We start from the raw sequence: 13,529 nt of genomic DNA, 5'->3' as shown, positions 1-13,529 counted from the left end.
GGATTACTCTCCCTCTACACGCACAAGGTAGTTGACCTTGCGGATCATGCCGCGAACGGCGGGGGTGTCTTCCAGCTCAACCGTATGACCGATGCGGCGCAAACCCAGGCCGTTGATCGTGGCCTTGTGCTTGGTCAAAACGCCGATGGTGCTACGGACCTGGGTAACCTTGATCAAAGCTGCCATGTTGAATTACCCCGTGATCGCTTCGACTGGCAGGCCGCGCTTGGCCGCCACGTCTTCCGGCGAGTGCATGGACGCCAGGCCGTTGACCGTTGCCCGCACTACGTTGATCGGATTGGTGGAGCCGTAGCACTTGGCCAGGACGTCGTGGACGCCGGCAAGCTCAAGCACGGAGCGCATCGCGCCGCCGGCGATGATGCCGGTACCTTCGGTGGCCGGCTGCATGTATACCTTGGAAGCGCCGTGACGGGCTTTCACCGGATACTGCAGCGTCTGGCCAGCGAGCCGGACCCTGACCATGTTGCGACGCGCCTGGTCCATCGCTTTCTGAATCGCCACCGGCACTTCGCGCGCCTTGCCGCGACCAAAACCGATACGGCCGTTGCCGTCGCCGACGACGGTCAGGGCGGTAAAGCCGAACACACGGCCCCCCTTGACCACCTTGGCGACACGGTTGACCTGCACGAGCTTTTCCTGCAGATCACCGTTTTGCTGTTCGTTCTTCGCCATCGTAAAACCCTTTAGAATTCCAGGCCGCCTTCACGAGCGGCGTCGGCCAAAGCCTTGACGCGGCCGTGAAACTTGAAACCGGCACGATCGAAGGCTACCTGGGTGATGCCTGCTTCCTTTGAGCGCTCGGCAATCAGGGCGCCGACTTTCGTGGCGGCCTCGACGTTGCCGGTCGCCCCCTCGCGCAGCGCCTTGTCCAGCGTCGATGCGCTGGCCAGCACCTTGCCACCGTCCGGCGAGATAACCTGCGCGTAGATGTGGCGAGGCGTACGGTTGACGCACAGGCGGAACGCGCCTAGCTCGCGGATCTTGGCACGAGCGCGGCGGGCACGACGGAGACGGGATTCTTTCTTCGCGTTCATAACCCTGCCTTACTTCTTCTTGGCTTCTTTGCGACGCACCTGCTCGTCGGCGTACCGGACACCCTTGCCCTTGTACGGCTCCGGCGGACGGAAGGCGCGGATCTCCGCAGCGGCATGGCCGAGCTTCTGCTTGTCCGCGCTTTTCAGCACGATCACGGTGTTCTTGGGCGTTTCCGCCGTCACACCCTCAGGCAGTTCGTAGTCGACCGGGTGCGAGAAGCCCAGTGAAAGATTGAGCGTCTGGCCCTTGACTTGCGCACGGTAACCGACGCCAACAATTTCGAGGGTCTTGGTAAAGCCCTCGGTTACGCCCGTGACCAGGTTCTGTACCAGTGCACGGGTGGTGCCGGCCATCGCCCAGCTCTTGGCCGACTCGCTCGGGGCGAAAGTCAGCTTGCCCTCTTCCTGATGGATCACCACGTCGGGATGAACCACCATGGACAGCGTGCCCTGGCCGCCCTTGGCGGTCAGCTGGTCGGCGTCAATGTTGACCTCGACGCCGGCGGGCAGTGTAACCGGATATTTCGCTATGCGGGACATTCCAGCCTCCTAGAATACGGTGCAGATGACTTCACCACCGACACCCGCCTGGCGCGCGGCGCGATCGGTCATCACCCCGCTTGAGGTAGTGACGATCGCGATACCCAGACCGTCGGCCACCTTGGGCATGTTGTCCTTGCCCTTGTAGCTACGCAGGGACGGCTTGGAAGCCCGCTGGATGTGGTCGATAACCGGCTTGCCCTCAAAGTACTTGAGGGAAAGGGTCAGCTCGGGCTTGCTGTCGCCAGCCACCGCGTAATCGGCGATGTAGCCCTCTTCTTTCAGCACGCGGGCCACTTCCACTTTGAGCCTGGAGGACGGCAGCTTTACCGTCTCCAGGGTGGCCATCTGCGCATTGCGGATACGGGTGAACATATCCGCCAGAGTGTCTTGCATGCTCATTTAATGTGCGCTCCTGATGATTCTACGTGGCCCTTACCAGCTGGACTTCTTGAGTCCCGGGACGTAGCCACTCATGGCGGCTTCACGCAGCTTGTTGCGGCCGAGGCCGAACTTGTTGTAAACCCCGTGCGGACGTCCGGTGACGCGGCAGCGGTTGCGCTGGCGTACCGGGCTCGAGTCCCGCGGCAGCTGCTGCAGCTTGAGCTGCGCCTCGAAGCGCTCTTCGTCAGAAGCGTTTACATCAACGGTAATTGCCTTGAGCTCGGCACGCCTGGCCGCGTACTTCTCGACCAGCCTGGCGCGCTTCTTCTCACGCTCTACCATGCTTTTCTTTGCCATGTTCTCAACCTTATCTCTTGAACGGGAAGCGCATCGCGCGCAGCAGCGCCCGGCCTTCCTCGTCGGTATTGGCAGTAGTGGTGATGGTGACGTCCATCCCCCGGATGCGATCGATTTTATCATACTCGATTTCCGGGAAGATGATCTGTTCACTCACCCCCATGGAGTAGTTGCCACGACCGTCGAACGACTTCGGGTTGAGACCACGGAAGTCACGCACACGCGGGATCGCGATGTTCACCAGACGGTCCAGAAAGTCCCACATGCGCTCGGCACGCAGCGTGACCTTGATACCGATCGGCCAGCCTTCGCGCACCTTGAAGCCTGCAACGGACTTGCGCGCCTTGGTGATCAGCGGCTTTTGTCCGGAAAGCTTTTCCAGATCGCTGATGGCATTGTCGATCAGTTTCTTGTCGCTGACCGCGTCGCCGATGCCCATGTTCAGAGTCACCTTTGTGATCTGGGGCACCTGCATTACGTTGGCGTAGCTGAACTCCTCCTGGAGCTGGCCCACCACCTCGTTTTGATAACGTTCTTTCAAGTTCGCCATTTTTACCCCGACACGTTAGGCGTCGATCTGCGCTTGCGTCGACTTGTAGATACGTACCTTGGTACCGTCTTCCTTTACTTGGAAGCCGACACGATCCGCCTTACCGGTCTCCGAATTGAAGATGGCTACGTTGGACGCGTGAATCGGAGCCTCGCGCTCGACGATACCGCCCTGATTGCCCGCCATGGGATTTGGCCTGGTGTGACGCTTGATCATGTTCACACCGGACACCACGAAACGGTTTTCCATTACCCGCTTGACGGTGCCGCGCTTGCCCTTGTCCTTTCCGGCGAGGACGATGACTTCATCGTCACGTTTGATCTTTTGCATATCCGCCTCGCTCCTTACAGCACTTCAGGCGCCAAGGAAATGATCTTCATGAACTTTTCATTACGCAGCTCACGAGTGACCGGCCCGAAAATACGCGTGCCGACCGGCTGTTCGTTGGTGTTTTGCAACAGAACCGCCGCATTTCCATCGAAACGGATCAGCGAACCGTCGGGACGACGGATGCCGCTTTTGGTACGCACAACGACTGCCTTCATGACTTGGCCTTTCTTGACCTTGCCGCGCGGAATCGCTTCTCGTACTGAGATCTTGATAATGTCACCGACGCGGGCGTAGCGGCGATGCGAACCGCCCAGCACCTTGATGCACTGCACCCGGCGCGCTCCGCTGTTGTCAGCGACATTCAGCATTGTCTGAGTCTGAATCATCGGTTTTCTCCAAACCTAATCTGACTGCACTGATTGAACAGCCGCAGGAACTAGCCCTTGGCCTGCTCGACCACTTCGATCAGCGCCCAGGACTTTTTCCTGGACAGCGGACGGCATTCCCTGATGGATACCGTATCACCGGCCCTGGCCTGGTTGGTTTCGTCGTGGGCGTGCAGTTTAGTGGAGCGCTTGACGTATTTTTCGTAGATCGGGTGACGCTCACGGCGCTCGATCATCACCACGATGGACTTGTCCATCTTGTCGCTCACGACCGTGCCGGTGAGCGTGCGGGTTTTCTTTTCTTCGGCCATCTCAGTCACCTGCCTTCTCGTTGAGCACAGTCTTCACGCGGGCAATGTCCCGACGGACCTGCTTGAGCAGATGAGTCTGGCTCAGCTGGCCGGTGGCCTTCTGCATGCGCAGGTTGAACTGCTCGCGGAGGAGCTCAAGAAGCTGGTCCTTGAGTTCTCCGACGGATTTTTCACGGATTTCCTGGACTTTCATCACATCACCGTCCGTTTCGCAAAGGTGGTGGATACGGGCATTTTCTGGGCGGCAAGCTCAAACGCTTCGCGCGCAAGCTCTTCGGACACGCCTTCAATCTCGTAGAGCACCCGACCCGGCTGGATCTGGGCAACCCAGTACTCGACAGAGCCCTTACCCTTGCCCATACGAACTTCGAGCGGCTTTTTGGAAATCGGCTTGTCGGGGAAGACGCGGATCCAGATCTTGCCGCCACGCTTGACGTGGCGCGTGATCGCACGACGGCCGGCCTCGATCTGGCGCGCGGTGACGCGGCCACGACCGGTGGACTTCAAACCGTATTCCCCGAAGCTGATCCGGCTTCCGCGATGCGCGAGACCACGGTTACGGCCTTTCTGCACCTTGCGGAATTTTAAACGCTTGGGTTGTAACATCGATTCGCTCTCCCCTTACCTGGAACCTTTCTTCTTGGGCGCATTGCCGGCCGACTGCTTGGCCTTGGCACGCACTTCCTCGATACCGCCGAGGATCTCGCCCTTGAAGATCCACACTTTGACACCGATGATGCCGTAGGTGGTATGAGCTTCGTAAGTGGCGAAGTCGATGTCCGCGCGCAGCGTGTGCAGCGGTACGCGACCTTCGCGGTACCATTCGGTCCGGGCGATTTCGGCACCGCCCAGACGACCCGACAGCTGGATGCGGATGCCGCCGGCGCCCAGGCGCATGGAGTTTTGCACCGCGCGCTTCATGGCGCGACGGAACATGACCCGGCGCTCGAGCTGACCGGCGACGTTGGCCGCGACCAGCTTGGCGTCCAGCTCCGGCTTGCGAACCTCTTCGATGTTCACATGAACCGGCACGCCCATCATCTCGGCAAGCTCCCGGCGCAGACGATCAACGTCCTCGCCCTTCTTGCCGATCACGATGCCCGGGCGGGCAGTATGAATGGTGATGCGGGCGTTGTTTGCCGGACGCTCGATAGTCACGTTGCTCACGGAGGCGTTTTTCAAACGCTCGTCCAGGAAACGACGCACTTCGAGATCGTTGTTGAGCTTGTCGGCATAGGCGCCGCGCTCGGCATACCAGACGGACGCATGGTCCTTGACGATGCCCAGCCGCATACCTATTGGATTGACTTTCTGACCCATCTGGTCGACTCCTACTTCTCGGCTACCTTGACGGTGATGTGGCAGGTGCGCTTCAAGATACGGTCCGCGCGGCCCTTGGCACGCGGCTTGATACGCTTGAGCGTCATGCCCTCATCGACGCAGATGGTCGAGACACGCAGCTCGTCGATATCCATGCCGTTGTTTTCTTCCGCGTTTGCAATGGCGGACTGCAGCACCTTCTGGACCAGCGTGGCTGCCTTCTTCGGCGAGAAGGCCAGCAGGTCGAGCGCCTCGTCGACCGGCTTGTTCCGCACCTGGTCAGCCACCAAACGGGCCTTCTGGGCGGATAACCGAGCGCCACGCAGCTTAGCTGTGACTTCCATCTCTAATCCTCTCTGGCTTACCGTTTGGCTTTCTTGTCCGCCACGTGCCCGCGATAAAGACGGGTGGCAGCAAATTCGCCCAGTTTATGGCCGACCATTTCCTCGGAAACGTGCACCGGGACGTGTTGGCGACCGTTATGAACTGCAATGGTCAGGCCTACCATGTTGGGCAGAACCATGGAACGACGCGACCAGGTCTTGATCGGTTTACGGTCGTTCTTTTCCGCTGCAGTCTCGACCTTCTTCAAAAGATGAAGGTCAACGAAGGGACCTTTCTTCAGTGAACGTGGCACAGCCGTTACCCCTTAATGTCTGTTACTTGGCCTTGCGGCGACGAACGATGAGTGCGTCGGTGCGCTTGTTCTTGCGGGTCTTGTAGCCCTTGGTCGGCACGCCCCACGGAGTGACCGGGTGACGACCGCCGCTTGAGCGACCCTCACCACCGCCGTGCGGGTGGTCGATCGGGTTCATGGCGACACCGCGAACAGCCGAACGCTTGCCTCTCCAGCGCTTCGCACCGGCCTTGCCAAGTTGACGCAGGCTGTGCTCGGAGTTGCCCACCTGACCCAGGGTGGCCCGGCACTCGGCCAGCACCTTGCGCGTTTCGCCGGAGCGCAGGCGCAGGGTGACGTAGTTGCCTTCGCGGGCGACCAGCTGGGCGCTGGTGCCGGCGCTGCGCACCATCTGCGCGCCCTTGCCCGGCTTGAGCTCGACGCCGTGAACGGCGGAGCCCAGCGGGATGTTGCGCAGCGGCAGGGCGTTGCCCTTGCGAATGGGCGCGTTGACACCGGATTCCAGCACGTCGCCGACCTTGACGCCGCGGGGTGCCAGGATGTAGCGACGCTCACCGTCGGCATACTTCAACAGCGCAATGTGGGCACTACGGTTCGGATCGTACTCGATGCGCTCGACGGTGGCGGGAACGCCATCCTTGGTGCGCTTGAAGTCGATCAGCCGATAGTGATGACGGTGACCACCGCCGATATGACGACTGGTGATACGCCCGTTGTTGTTACGACCGCCGGTCTTGGACTGCTTTTCCAAAAGCGGCGCATAGGCGCGGCCCTTGTAAAGCTCGGCGCTCACGACCTTGATGACGTGGCGACGACCGGAGGATGTGGGTTTGGTCTTGACGATTGCCATTGTCCGTACTCCTGCCCTTATTCGGCGCCAGCGAAGTCTTCGAGCGTTTCGCCCGCGGCCAGGGTTACATACGCCTTGCGGTACCCTTTACGCAGACCCATGCCGTGTGCCGTACGCTTGGTCTTGCCCTTGACGTTCAGCACCTGAACACCGTCCACCTTCTTTTCGAACAGCGCCTCGACGGCCTTCTTGATTTCAGGCTTGGTGGCGTCGTTTGCCACCTTGAAAACGTACTGATTGCGCTCTGCTGCCATCGCGGCCTTTTCGGTCACGTGCGGCCCGAGCAGAACCTTGAATACGCGTTCCTGGTTCATGCCAGCTTCTCCTCGAATTTACGCAGGGCGGAGACGGTGACCAGCACCTTGTCGAAGGCAACCAGGCTCACCGGGTCAGCGGCGGTAACGTCCACCACGTCAACGTGAGGCAGGTTGCGCGCGGCCAGATAGAGCTTCTCATCCACCTCTTCGGTGACGATCAGCGTCTTGTCGAGCTCAAGCTCCTTGAGCTTGGCAGCGACCTGTTTGGTCTTCGGCGCATCCACGGCGAACTCTTCCACGACGACCAGGCGCTCCTGGCGCACAAGCTCGGACAGAATCGAACGCATCGCCGCGCGGTACATCTTGCGGTTGACCTTCTGCGAGTGGTCCTGGGGACGCGCTGCAAAGGTCACGCCGCCGCTGCGCCAGATCGGCGAGCGAATGGTGCCCGCACGAGCACGGCCGGTGCCCTTCTGACGCCACGGCTTCTTGCCGCCGCCGCGCACGTCAGAGCGGTTCTTCTGCGCACGGGTTCCCTGGCGGCCGCTGGCGAGATACGCCGTGACAACCTGATGAACCAGCGCCTCGTTGAATTCTTTGCCAAAGGTGGCGTCGGCGACTTCGACAGTACCCGCGCCTGCAGCAAGATTCAGATTCATGGGTATTATCCTCTTCAGCCAGCTTTCACGGCACTGCGTACGATCACGTCGCTGCCGGTTGCTCCCGGAACGGCGCCCTTGATTAGCAGCAGATTGCGCTCGGCATCGACACGGACAAGCTCAAGGCTCTGCACGGTGCAGCGGGCGTTACCCATCTGACCGGCCATCTTTTTGCCCTTGAATACGCGACCCGGCGTCTGGCACATGCCGATGGAACCCGGCGCGCGGTGAGCCAGCGAGTTGCCGTGGGTAGAGTCCTGGGTGTTGAAGTTCCAGCGCTTAACGCCGCCCTGGAATCCTTTACCCTTGGAGGTGCCGGTCACGTCGATCATCTGACCAGCTTCGAAGAGGGATACGGTGAGTTCGCCGCCGACTTCCGGAGCTTCCTCGCCTTCTGCCAGGCGAAACTCCATCAGCGAACGGCCAGCCTCGACACCTGCCTTGGCAAACTGACCAGCTTGCGCGCGGCTGAGGTGCTTGGCTTTGCGGGAGCCGGTTGTAACCTGAATCGCGGCGTAGCCGTCGGACTCGACGGACTTGACGCGCGTGACGCGATTAGGCTCAACCTCAATAACGGTTACGGGCACTGAGGCGCCGTCTTCGGTGAAGACACGGGTCATCCCGGCCTTCTTACCGACCAAACCGATAGTCATTCTCAGTTCTCCTATAGTGTACGGGGCTATCACCCGCTATGGCTGCCCTTTCCAGAGCATTCCACTAGCACATTGTATGGCGCCTCACGGCGCGGCGGCTGCTGATCACCCCACAAAAAAAGTACCGGGCGAACGCTGGGCCGCAAGTGTCTAGTGTGATTAGTCGAGCTTGATCTGCACGTCGACGCCGGCGGCGAGGTCGAGCTTCATCAACGCATCAACTGTTTTTTCAGTCGGCTCGACAATGTCGAGCACGCGCTTGTGCGTACGGATCTCGAGCTGGTCGCGCGCGTCCTTGTTGACGTGCGGCGAGGTCAGCACGGTATAGCGCTCGCGATTGGTCGGCAGCGGGATAGGCCCGCGAACCTGGGCACCAGTACGCTTGGCGGTATCAACGATTTCCGCGGTGGACTGGTCAATCAGGCGATGGTCGAACGCTTTCAACCGAATGCGAATCTTCTGGTTCTGCATTTGCCCTAAACTCCAATGGATGTCGACGGCGCGAGCCGTCTACCCACGCATTCAAAGGATGCGCATTATAGGCACGCAGACGGGAGGTGTCAAACACTTCTCGCCAGTGCGAAGAAAGGGGGCTCGACGAGCCCCCTTGACCCCGATAACAGGGGTGCTTACTTGAGGATCTTGGCGACGACGCCGGCACCGACGGTGCGGCCGCCTTCGCGGATCGCAAAGCGCAGACCGTCGTCCATGGCAACCGGTGCGATCAGGCTGACCGTCATCTTGACGTTGTCGCCCGGCATGACCATTTCCACGCCTTCCGGCAGTTCACAGGTACCGGTGATGTCGGTGGTACGGAAGTAGAACTGCGGACGATAGCCCTTGAAGAACGGGGTATGGCGACCGCCTTCTTCCTTGGACAGCACGTAGACCTCGGCTTCGAACTCGGTGTGCGGCGTGATGGTGCCGGTCTTGGCCAGTACCTGGCCACGCTCGACGTCGTCACGCTTGGTGCCGCGCAGCAGCGCACCGATGTTCTCGCCGGCACGCCCTTCGTCGAGCAGCTTGCGGAACATTTCCACGCCGGTAACGGTGGTCTTGGCGGTCTCGCGGATACCCACGATTTCCACGTCTTCGCCGGCCTTGACGACGCCACGCTCGACGCGGCCTGTTACCACGGTACCGCGGCCGGAGATGGAGAACACGTCCTCGATCGGCATCAGGAACGGCTGGTCGATGGCACGCTCCGGCTCCGGAATGTACTCGTCCATGGCCTTGATCAGGTTGGCAACGGCGGTGGTACCCATGCCGTTGTCGTCCTTGCCTTCCAGCGCCATCAGCGCAGAGCCGGTAATGATCGGCGTGTCGTCGCCCGGGAAGTCGTACTCGTTGAGCAGCTCGCGCACTTCCATTTCGACAAGCTCGAGGAGCTCTTCGTCGTCGACCATGTCGGCCTTGTTGAGAAACACGACGATGTACGGAACGCCGACCTGGCGAGACAGCAGGATGTGCTCGCGGGTCTGCGGCATCGGACCGTCAGCGGCGGAGCAGACCAGGATCGCGCCGTCCATCTGGGCCGCACCGGTGATCATGTTCTTGACGTAGTCGGCGTGCCCCGGGCAGTCAACGTGCGCGTAGTGCTTTTCTTCCGACTGATACTCGACGTGAGACGTGGCGATGGTGATGCCGCGCTCGCGCTCTTCGGGCGCGTTGTCGATGGCCGCGAACTCGCTCCAGTCGCCGCCGAACACTTCGGCGGAAACGCGAGTCAGAGCGGCTGTCAGCGTGGTTTTACCGTGGTCGACGTGACCGATGGTACCGACGTTGATGTGCGCTTTGGAACGTTCGAATTTTTCCTTAGCCACTGCTATAACCTCTTTACGTTAGCTAACGGTTAACCGTTTTGGTTGATGACGGCTTCTACGATGCTGGAGGGCGCCTCGTCGTACTGCGCAAACTCCATGGAGTAGCTTGCACGGCCCTGGGTTTGAGAGCGCAGGTCGGTTGCGTAACCGAACATCTCGCCCAGCGGCACCGTGGCGCGGATGACTTTACCAGCGGATGTGTCATCCATGCCCTGCACCAGACCGCGACGACGGTTCAGGTCGCCCATGACGTCACCCATGAATTCCTCGGGGGTCACGACCTCGACCTTCATCACCGGTTCCAGCAGCACGGCCTTGGCCTTTCTGGCACCTTCTTTGATTGCCATGGAAGAGGCAATCTTGAACGCGGTCTCGTTGGAGTCCACGTCATGGTAGGAACCATCAAACAGCGTGACCTTGACGTCAATCATCGGGTAGCCCGCGATAACGCCGTTCTGCAGCTGCTCATAGGCCCCTTTCTCGACGGCAGGCACGTATTCCTTGGGAACCACGCCGCCAACGATTTCGGAGTTGAACTTGAAGAAGATTTCATCGTCGCCCTCGCCCTTCTCTTCGCTGGTGAGAGGCTCGATGCGCATGAGCACGTGGCCGTACTGGCCGCGGCCGCCGGACTGGCGGATGAACTTGCCTTCCTGTTCAACGCTGCCGCGAATGGTTTCGCGGTAGGCCACCTGGGGCTTGCCGATATTGGCATCGACCTTGAACTCGCGACGCAGGCGGTCAACGATGATATCCAGGTGCAGCTCGCCCATCCCTGAAATGATGGTCTGAGCGGTCTCTTCGTCGGTCTTGACCTGGAAGGACGGGTCTTCCTGAGCCAGCTTGCCCAGCGCCGTGCTCATTTTTTCCTGGTCGGCCTTGGACTTGGGCTCCACGGCGACCGAAATCACCGGGTCGGGGAACTCCATGCGCTCAAGGATGATCTTGTGGTTGGCATCGCACAGCGTGTCACCGGTGGTAACGTCCTTCAGGCCGATACAGGCGGCGATGTCACCGGCGCGGATCTCCTTGATCTCCTCGCGGGAGTTGGCGTGCATCTGCACCAGACGACCGATGCGCTCCTTCTTGTCGCGCACGGAGTTGAACACGCTGTCGCCGGAGTTGAGCACGCCGGAGTAGACACGAATGAACGTCAGCGTTCCCACGAAGGGGTCGGTGGCAATCTTGAACGCCAGCGCCGAGAACGGAGCCTTGTCGTCGGCTTCGCGCGTTTCGATGGTGCCGTCCTTGTCGTCGAGCTCGCCTTCGATGGCCTTGACCTCGGTGGGCGACGGCAGGTAGTCGACAACCGCGTCGAGCACGGCCTGAACGCCCTTGTTCTTGAACGCCGAGCCGCAGGTCACCAGCACAATCTCGTTGTCGAGGGTACGACGACGCAGACCGGCCTTGATTTCGGCGTTGGACAGCTCGCCCTCTTCAAGGTACTTGTCCATCAGCTCTTCAGAGGCTTCGGCAGCGGCTTCGACCATCTGCTCGCGGTACTTTTCGGCGGTCTCCTGGAGCTCGGCGGGAATGTCCAGCAGCTCGTAGGAGGCGCCGAAATTGTCCTGGCTCCAGAGAATGGCCTTCATCTCGATCAGGTCGATGACGCCCTTGAAGTTCTCTTCGATGCCCCAGTTGATCTGGATCGGCACGGCGTGGGCGCCCAGGCGGTCGCCCAGCTGGTCGACCACGTTGAAGAAGTCGGCGCCGGTGCGGTCCATCTTGTTGACGAACACCAGGCGCGGCACTTCGTACTTGTCGGCTTGGCGCCAGACGGTTTCGGTCTGGGGCTGAACGCCGGAGCTGCCGCACAGGACGACGACCGCGCAGTCCAGCACGCGCAGAGAACGCTCGACTTCGATGGTGAAGTCCACGTGCCCCGGAGTGTCGATGATGTTGATGCGGTGCTCATCGAACTGGTGGCTCATGCCGCGCCAGAATGTCGTCACGGCAGCGGAGGTGATGGTGATACCCCGCTCCTGCTCCTGGGACATCCAGTCGGTGGTCGATGCGCCTTCGTGCGTTTCACCCAGCTTGTGGTTGATGCCGGTGTAAAACAGCACGCGTTCGGTGGTGGTGGTTTTACCGGCATCGACGTGGGCGACGATACCCAGGTTGCGGTAGCGATTTAGTGGAGTCTTGCGTGCCACGGTGGTAACTCCCGTTTGTTGGCAGTGCTCATGGGTCCAGCTAGCGACGCCTAGGGGCACTTGTCGCCGCTGCCGAAAACAGCAGCGGCGCAGGCCCTCAAAACGCGAAACCGGCAGGGGTCGCTTAGCGCCGCTATCAGAAGCGGAAGTGAGAGAAAGCCTTGTTGGCTTCTGCCATGCGATGTACGTCCTCCCGCTTCTTCACAGCGGAGCCCTTGCCTTCGGAGGCGTCCAGAATCTCGCCGGCGAGACGCTGAACCATGGTTTTCTCACCGCGACGACGCGCCGCGTCGGCCAGCCAGCGCATGGCCAGCGCGCTACGGCGTGAAGGGCGAACCTCTACCGGCACCTGATAGGTCGCACCGCCAACGCGGCGCGACTTGACCTCGACCATGGGCTGGATGGCTTCCAGCGCCTTTTCGAAGGTCTCCAGCGGCTCTTCCTTGTTACGATCGGCAACCTTGTCCAACGCACCATAGACGATACGCTCAGCTACGGACTTCTTGCCGCTGATCATCAGGTGGTTCATGAACTTTGCCAGACGTTCGCTCTTGAACTTCGGATCCGGCAGGATCTCGCGCTTCGCTACAATCTTCCTTCTAGGCATGATAAGCCCTCTATCAAGGATCCTTCAGGTAAACTCGGGACTCGCACCTGACTGCCGGCACCGCCCGACCTTACTCTTATCAGACCGTTTTTGAACATAGGTTCTTCAATATCTCTGTGCGGCAGCGTCAAGCCGCTGCCCGGCGTTCAAACGCGAAGCGCTTAGGCCTTCGGGCGCTTGGTGCCGTACTTGGAACGGCCCTGACGGCGGTTCTGCACGCCGGAGGTATCAAGCGCGCCGCGTACGGTGTGATAGCGCACACCCGGCAAGTCCTTGACACGACCGCCGCGGATCAGAACCACGGAGTGTTCCTGGAGGTTGTGTCCCTCACCGCCGATGTAGGAAGCCACTTCATAGCCGTTGGTCAGGCGCACACGGCACACCTTGCGCAGGGCCGAGTTGGGCTTTTTCGGGGTGGTGGTGTAAACGCGGGTGCATACGCCCCGCTTTTGCGGGCAGCCTTGCAGCGCCGGCACGTCATTCTTGGTGACGGGGCGCTTGCGCGGCTTGCGCACTAGCTGATTGATCGTTGCCATAGTAAGTAGCTGACTCCAATGGTTGCCTGGTTTTCAACAGCGGATTCGGGCATACCCGCCCCACTGTTAAAGGTGGCGCATTCTAATGGCCGGGCCGGCACGGCGTCAAGCGCTGCGGGGC

Annotated in this window: 24 protein-coding genes; all 24 read right to left on the bottom strand. The window is 60.6% G+C overall.

All coding sequences use genetic code 11. From position 1 onward, the window contains the following. Positions 1–3: 3 nt before the first annotated feature. The 24 genes from rpmD to rpsL all read right to left on the bottom strand — a co-directional run bounded on the left by rpmD (position 4) and on the right by rpsL (position 13,408). Positions 4–186 (bottom strand): 50S ribosomal protein L30, encoded by a 183-nt coding sequence (gene rpmD / locus P1P91_RS02340; protein WP_311884254.1) that lies wholly within the window; start codon positions 184–186, stop codon positions 4–6. 6 nt (positions 187–192) lie between these two features. Beyond that, positions 193–693: a 30S ribosomal protein S5 gene (gene rpsE, locus P1P91_RS02335; RefSeq protein ID WP_311884252.1), complete on the bottom strand. Its 501-nt coding sequence runs from the start codon at positions 691–693 to the stop codon at positions 193–195. An 11-nt stretch (positions 694–704) separates the two neighbouring features. After that, positions 705–1,055, bottom strand: coding sequence for a 50S ribosomal protein L18 (gene rplR, locus P1P91_RS02330; RefSeq protein ID WP_311884251.1), 351 nt, complete (start codon positions 1,053–1,055; stop codon positions 705–707). A 9-nt stretch (positions 1,056–1,064) separates the two neighbouring features. Continuing rightward, positions 1,065–1,595: a 50S ribosomal protein L6 gene (rplF, locus tag P1P91_RS02325; RefSeq protein ID WP_311884249.1), complete on the bottom strand. Its 531-nt coding sequence runs from the start codon at positions 1,593–1,595 to the stop codon at positions 1,065–1,067. 9 nt (positions 1,596–1,604) lie between these two features. Next, positions 1,605–1,997: a 30S ribosomal protein S8 gene (gene rpsH, locus P1P91_RS02320; protein ID WP_311884247.1), complete on the bottom strand. Its 393-nt coding sequence runs from the start codon at positions 1,995–1,997 to the stop codon at positions 1,605–1,607. A 33-nt stretch (positions 1,998–2,030) separates the two neighbouring features. Continuing rightward, positions 2,031–2,336: a 30S ribosomal protein S14 gene (gene rpsN, locus P1P91_RS02315; protein ID WP_311884245.1), complete on the bottom strand. Its 306-nt coding sequence runs from the start codon at positions 2,334–2,336 to the stop codon at positions 2,031–2,033. A gap of 10 nt (positions 2,337–2,346) precedes the next feature. Beyond that, positions 2,347–2,886 (bottom strand): 50S ribosomal protein L5, encoded by a 540-nt coding sequence (gene rplE, locus P1P91_RS02310; protein ID WP_311884243.1) that lies wholly within the window; start codon positions 2,884–2,886, stop codon positions 2,347–2,349. A 15-nt stretch (positions 2,887–2,901) separates the two neighbouring features. Beyond that, positions 2,902–3,216, bottom strand: a complete 315-nt coding sequence (gene rplX, locus P1P91_RS02305) for a 50S ribosomal protein L24 (RefSeq protein WP_311884241.1) — start codon at positions 3,214–3,216, stop codon at positions 2,902–2,904. A gap of 14 nt (positions 3,217–3,230) precedes the next feature. Beyond that, positions 3,231–3,602: a 50S ribosomal protein L14 gene (gene rplN, locus P1P91_RS02300; RefSeq protein WP_311884239.1), complete on the bottom strand. Its 372-nt coding sequence runs from the start codon at positions 3,600–3,602 to the stop codon at positions 3,231–3,233. A gap of 50 nt (positions 3,603–3,652) precedes the next feature. Continuing rightward, positions 3,653–3,913 (bottom strand): 30S ribosomal protein S17, encoded by a 261-nt coding sequence (gene rpsQ, locus P1P91_RS02295; RefSeq protein WP_311884238.1) that lies wholly within the window; start codon positions 3,911–3,913, stop codon positions 3,653–3,655. Position 3,914: 1 nt separating this feature from the next. Further along, on the bottom strand, positions 3,915–4,106 hold the full coding sequence (gene rpmC / locus P1P91_RS02290; RefSeq protein WP_311884236.1) for a 50S ribosomal protein L29: 192 nt from the start codon (positions 4,104–4,106) through the stop codon (positions 3,915–3,917). Beyond that, complete coding sequence (gene rplP, locus P1P91_RS02285; protein WP_311884235.1) at positions 4,106–4,519, bottom strand: 50S ribosomal protein L16; 414 nt, start codon at positions 4,517–4,519, stop codon at positions 4,106–4,108. Before rplP ends, rpmC begins: the two co-directional genes overlap by 1 nt. Before the next feature lie 15 nt (positions 4,520–4,534). Then, the gene (rpsC, locus tag P1P91_RS02280; RefSeq protein ID WP_311884233.1) at positions 4,535–5,233 is read right to left on the bottom strand and encodes a 30S ribosomal protein S3; all 699 of its coding nucleotides are present in this window, start codon (positions 5,231–5,233) and stop codon (positions 4,535–4,537) included. A gap of 11 nt (positions 5,234–5,244) precedes the next feature. Continuing rightward, a complete protein-coding gene (rplV, locus tag P1P91_RS02275; protein ID WP_311884231.1) occupies positions 5,245–5,577 on the bottom strand; it encodes a 50S ribosomal protein L22 in 333 nt (110 codons plus the stop codon). 17 nt (positions 5,578–5,594) lie between these two features. Further along, complete coding sequence (gene rpsS / locus P1P91_RS02270; RefSeq protein ID WP_311884229.1) at positions 5,595–5,870, bottom strand: 30S ribosomal protein S19; 276 nt, start codon at positions 5,868–5,870, stop codon at positions 5,595–5,597. Between the two features lie 22 nt (positions 5,871–5,892). Next, entirely contained in the window at positions 5,893–6,720 is an 828-nt protein-coding gene (gene rplB / locus P1P91_RS02265) for a 50S ribosomal protein L2 (RefSeq protein WP_311884227.1), read from the bottom strand. 17 nt (positions 6,721–6,737) lie between these two features. Then, positions 6,738–7,034, bottom strand: coding sequence for a 50S ribosomal protein L23 (rplW, locus tag P1P91_RS02260; RefSeq protein WP_311884226.1), 297 nt, complete (start codon positions 7,032–7,034; stop codon positions 6,738–6,740). Further along, the gene (gene rplD / locus P1P91_RS02255; protein WP_311884225.1) at positions 7,031–7,636 is read right to left on the bottom strand and encodes a 50S ribosomal protein L4; all 606 of its coding nucleotides are present in this window, start codon (positions 7,634–7,636) and stop codon (positions 7,031–7,033) included. The genes rplW and rplD overlap by 4 nt, the downstream gene beginning before the upstream one ends. Before the next feature lie 14 nt (positions 7,637–7,650). Continuing rightward, positions 7,651–8,289 carry a 50S ribosomal protein L3 gene (gene rplC, locus P1P91_RS02250; protein WP_311884223.1) on the bottom strand — a complete coding sequence of 213 codons (639 nt, stop codon included), beginning with the start codon at positions 8,287–8,289 and terminating at the stop codon, positions 7,651–7,653. Positions 8,290–8,448: 159 nt separating this feature from the next. Beyond that, positions 8,449–8,760 carry a 30S ribosomal protein S10 gene (gene rpsJ / locus P1P91_RS02245; RefSeq protein ID WP_311884221.1) on the bottom strand — a complete coding sequence of 104 codons (312 nt, stop codon included), beginning with the start codon at positions 8,758–8,760 and terminating at the stop codon, positions 8,449–8,451. Positions 8,761–8,918: 158 nt separating this feature from the next. After that, positions 8,919–10,112 carry an elongation factor Tu gene (gene tuf, locus P1P91_RS02240; RefSeq protein ID WP_311884220.1) on the bottom strand — a complete coding sequence of 398 codons (1,194 nt, stop codon included), beginning with the start codon at positions 10,110–10,112 and terminating at the stop codon, positions 8,919–8,921. A 29-nt stretch (positions 10,113–10,141) separates the two neighbouring features. Beyond that, positions 10,142–12,265: an elongation factor G gene (fusA, locus tag P1P91_RS02235; protein WP_311884219.1), complete on the bottom strand. Its 2,124-nt coding sequence runs from the start codon at positions 12,263–12,265 to the stop codon at positions 10,142–10,144. A 136-nt stretch (positions 12,266–12,401) separates the two neighbouring features. Next, positions 12,402–12,872, bottom strand: a complete 471-nt coding sequence (gene rpsG, locus P1P91_RS02230; protein WP_311884218.1) for a 30S ribosomal protein S7 — start codon at positions 12,870–12,872, stop codon at positions 12,402–12,404. A gap of 161 nt (positions 12,873–13,033) precedes the next feature. After that, a complete protein-coding gene (rpsL, locus tag P1P91_RS02225) occupies positions 13,034–13,408 on the bottom strand; it encodes a 30S ribosomal protein S12 (protein WP_311884217.1) in 375 nt (124 codons plus the stop codon). Positions 13,409–13,529 lie beyond the last annotated feature (121 nt).

It is taken from the genome of Halomonas piscis, assembly GCF_031886125.1.
Lineage (GTDB): Bacteria > Pseudomonadota > Gammaproteobacteria > Pseudomonadales > Halomonadaceae > Vreelandella > Vreelandella piscis.
Note: the sequence above shows the minus strand (reverse complement) of the source record. Positions and strands in the feature narration are given on the sequence as shown.

What these genes read in the sequence shown, in the direction of transcription:
- rpmD (WP_311884254.1), bottom strand. Translation starts at nt 186, where the DNA reads ATGGCAGCTTTGATCAAGGTTACCCAGGTCCGTAGCACCATCGGCGTT.
- rpsE (WP_311884252.1), bottom strand. Translation starts at nt 693, where the DNA reads ATGGCGAAGAACGAACAGCAAAACGGTGATCTGCAGGAAAAGCTCGTG.
- rplR (WP_311884251.1), bottom strand. Translation starts at nt 1,055, where the DNA reads ATGAACGCGAAGAAAGAATCCCGTCTCCGTCGTGCCCGCCGCGCTCGT.
- rplF (WP_311884249.1), bottom strand. Translation starts at nt 1,595, where the DNA reads ATGTCCCGCATAGCGAAATATCCGGTTACACTGCCCGCCGGCGTCGAG.
- rpsH (WP_311884247.1), bottom strand. Translation starts at nt 1,997, where the DNA reads ATGAGCATGCAAGACACTCTGGCGGATATGTTCACCCGTATCCGCAAT.
- rpsN (WP_311884245.1), bottom strand. Translation starts at nt 2,336, where the DNA reads ATGGCAAAGAAAAGCATGGTAGAGCGTGAGAAGAAGCGCGCCAGGCTG.
- rplE (WP_311884243.1), bottom strand. Translation starts at nt 2,886, where the DNA reads ATGGCGAACTTGAAAGAACGTTATCAAAACGAGGTGGTGGGCCAGCTC.
- rplX (WP_311884241.1), bottom strand. Translation starts at nt 3,216, where the DNA reads ATGCAAAAGATCAAACGTGACGATGAAGTCATCGTCCTCGCCGGAAAG.
- rplN (WP_311884239.1), bottom strand. Translation starts at nt 3,602, where the DNA reads ATGATTCAGACTCAGACAATGCTGAATGTCGCTGACAACAGCGGAGCG.
- rpsQ (WP_311884238.1), bottom strand. Translation starts at nt 3,913, where the DNA reads ATGGCCGAAGAAAAGAAAACCCGCACGCTCACCGGCACGGTCGTGAGC.
- rpmC (WP_311884236.1), bottom strand. Translation starts at nt 4,106, where the DNA reads ATGAAAGTCCAGGAAATCCGTGAAAAATCCGTCGGAGAACTCAAGGAC.
- rplP (WP_311884235.1), bottom strand. Translation starts at nt 4,519, where the DNA reads ATGTTACAACCCAAGCGTTTAAAATTCCGCAAGGTGCAGAAAGGCCGT.
- rpsC (WP_311884233.1), bottom strand. Translation starts at nt 5,233, where the DNA reads ATGGGTCAGAAAGTCAATCCAATAGGTATGCGGCTGGGCATCGTCAAG.
- rplV (WP_311884231.1), bottom strand. Translation starts at nt 5,577, where the DNA reads ATGGAAGTCACAGCTAAGCTGCGTGGCGCTCGGTTATCCGCCCAGAAG.
- rplB (WP_311884227.1), bottom strand. Translation starts at nt 6,720, where the DNA reads ATGGCAATCGTCAAGACCAAACCCACATCCTCCGGTCGTCGCCACGTC.
- rplW (WP_311884226.1), bottom strand. Translation starts at nt 7,034, where the DNA reads ATGAACCAGGAACGCGTATTCAAGGTTCTGCTCGGGCCGCACGTGACC.
- rplD (WP_311884225.1), bottom strand. Translation starts at nt 7,636, where the DNA reads ATGAATCTGAATCTTGCTGCAGGCGCGGGTACTGTCGAAGTCGCCGAC.
- rplC (WP_311884223.1), bottom strand. Translation starts at nt 8,289, where the DNA reads ATGACTATCGGTTTGGTCGGTAAGAAGGCCGGGATGACCCGTGTCTTC.
- rpsJ (WP_311884221.1), bottom strand. Translation starts at nt 8,760, where the DNA reads ATGCAGAACCAGAAGATTCGCATTCGGTTGAAAGCGTTCGACCATCGC.
- rpsG (WP_311884218.1), bottom strand. Translation starts at nt 12,872, where the DNA reads ATGCCTAGAAGGAAGATTGTAGCGAAGCGCGAGATCCTGCCGGATCCG.
- rpsL (WP_311884217.1), bottom strand. Translation starts at nt 13,408, where the DNA reads ATGGCAACGATCAATCAGCTAGTGCGCAAGCCGCGCAAGCGCCCCGTC.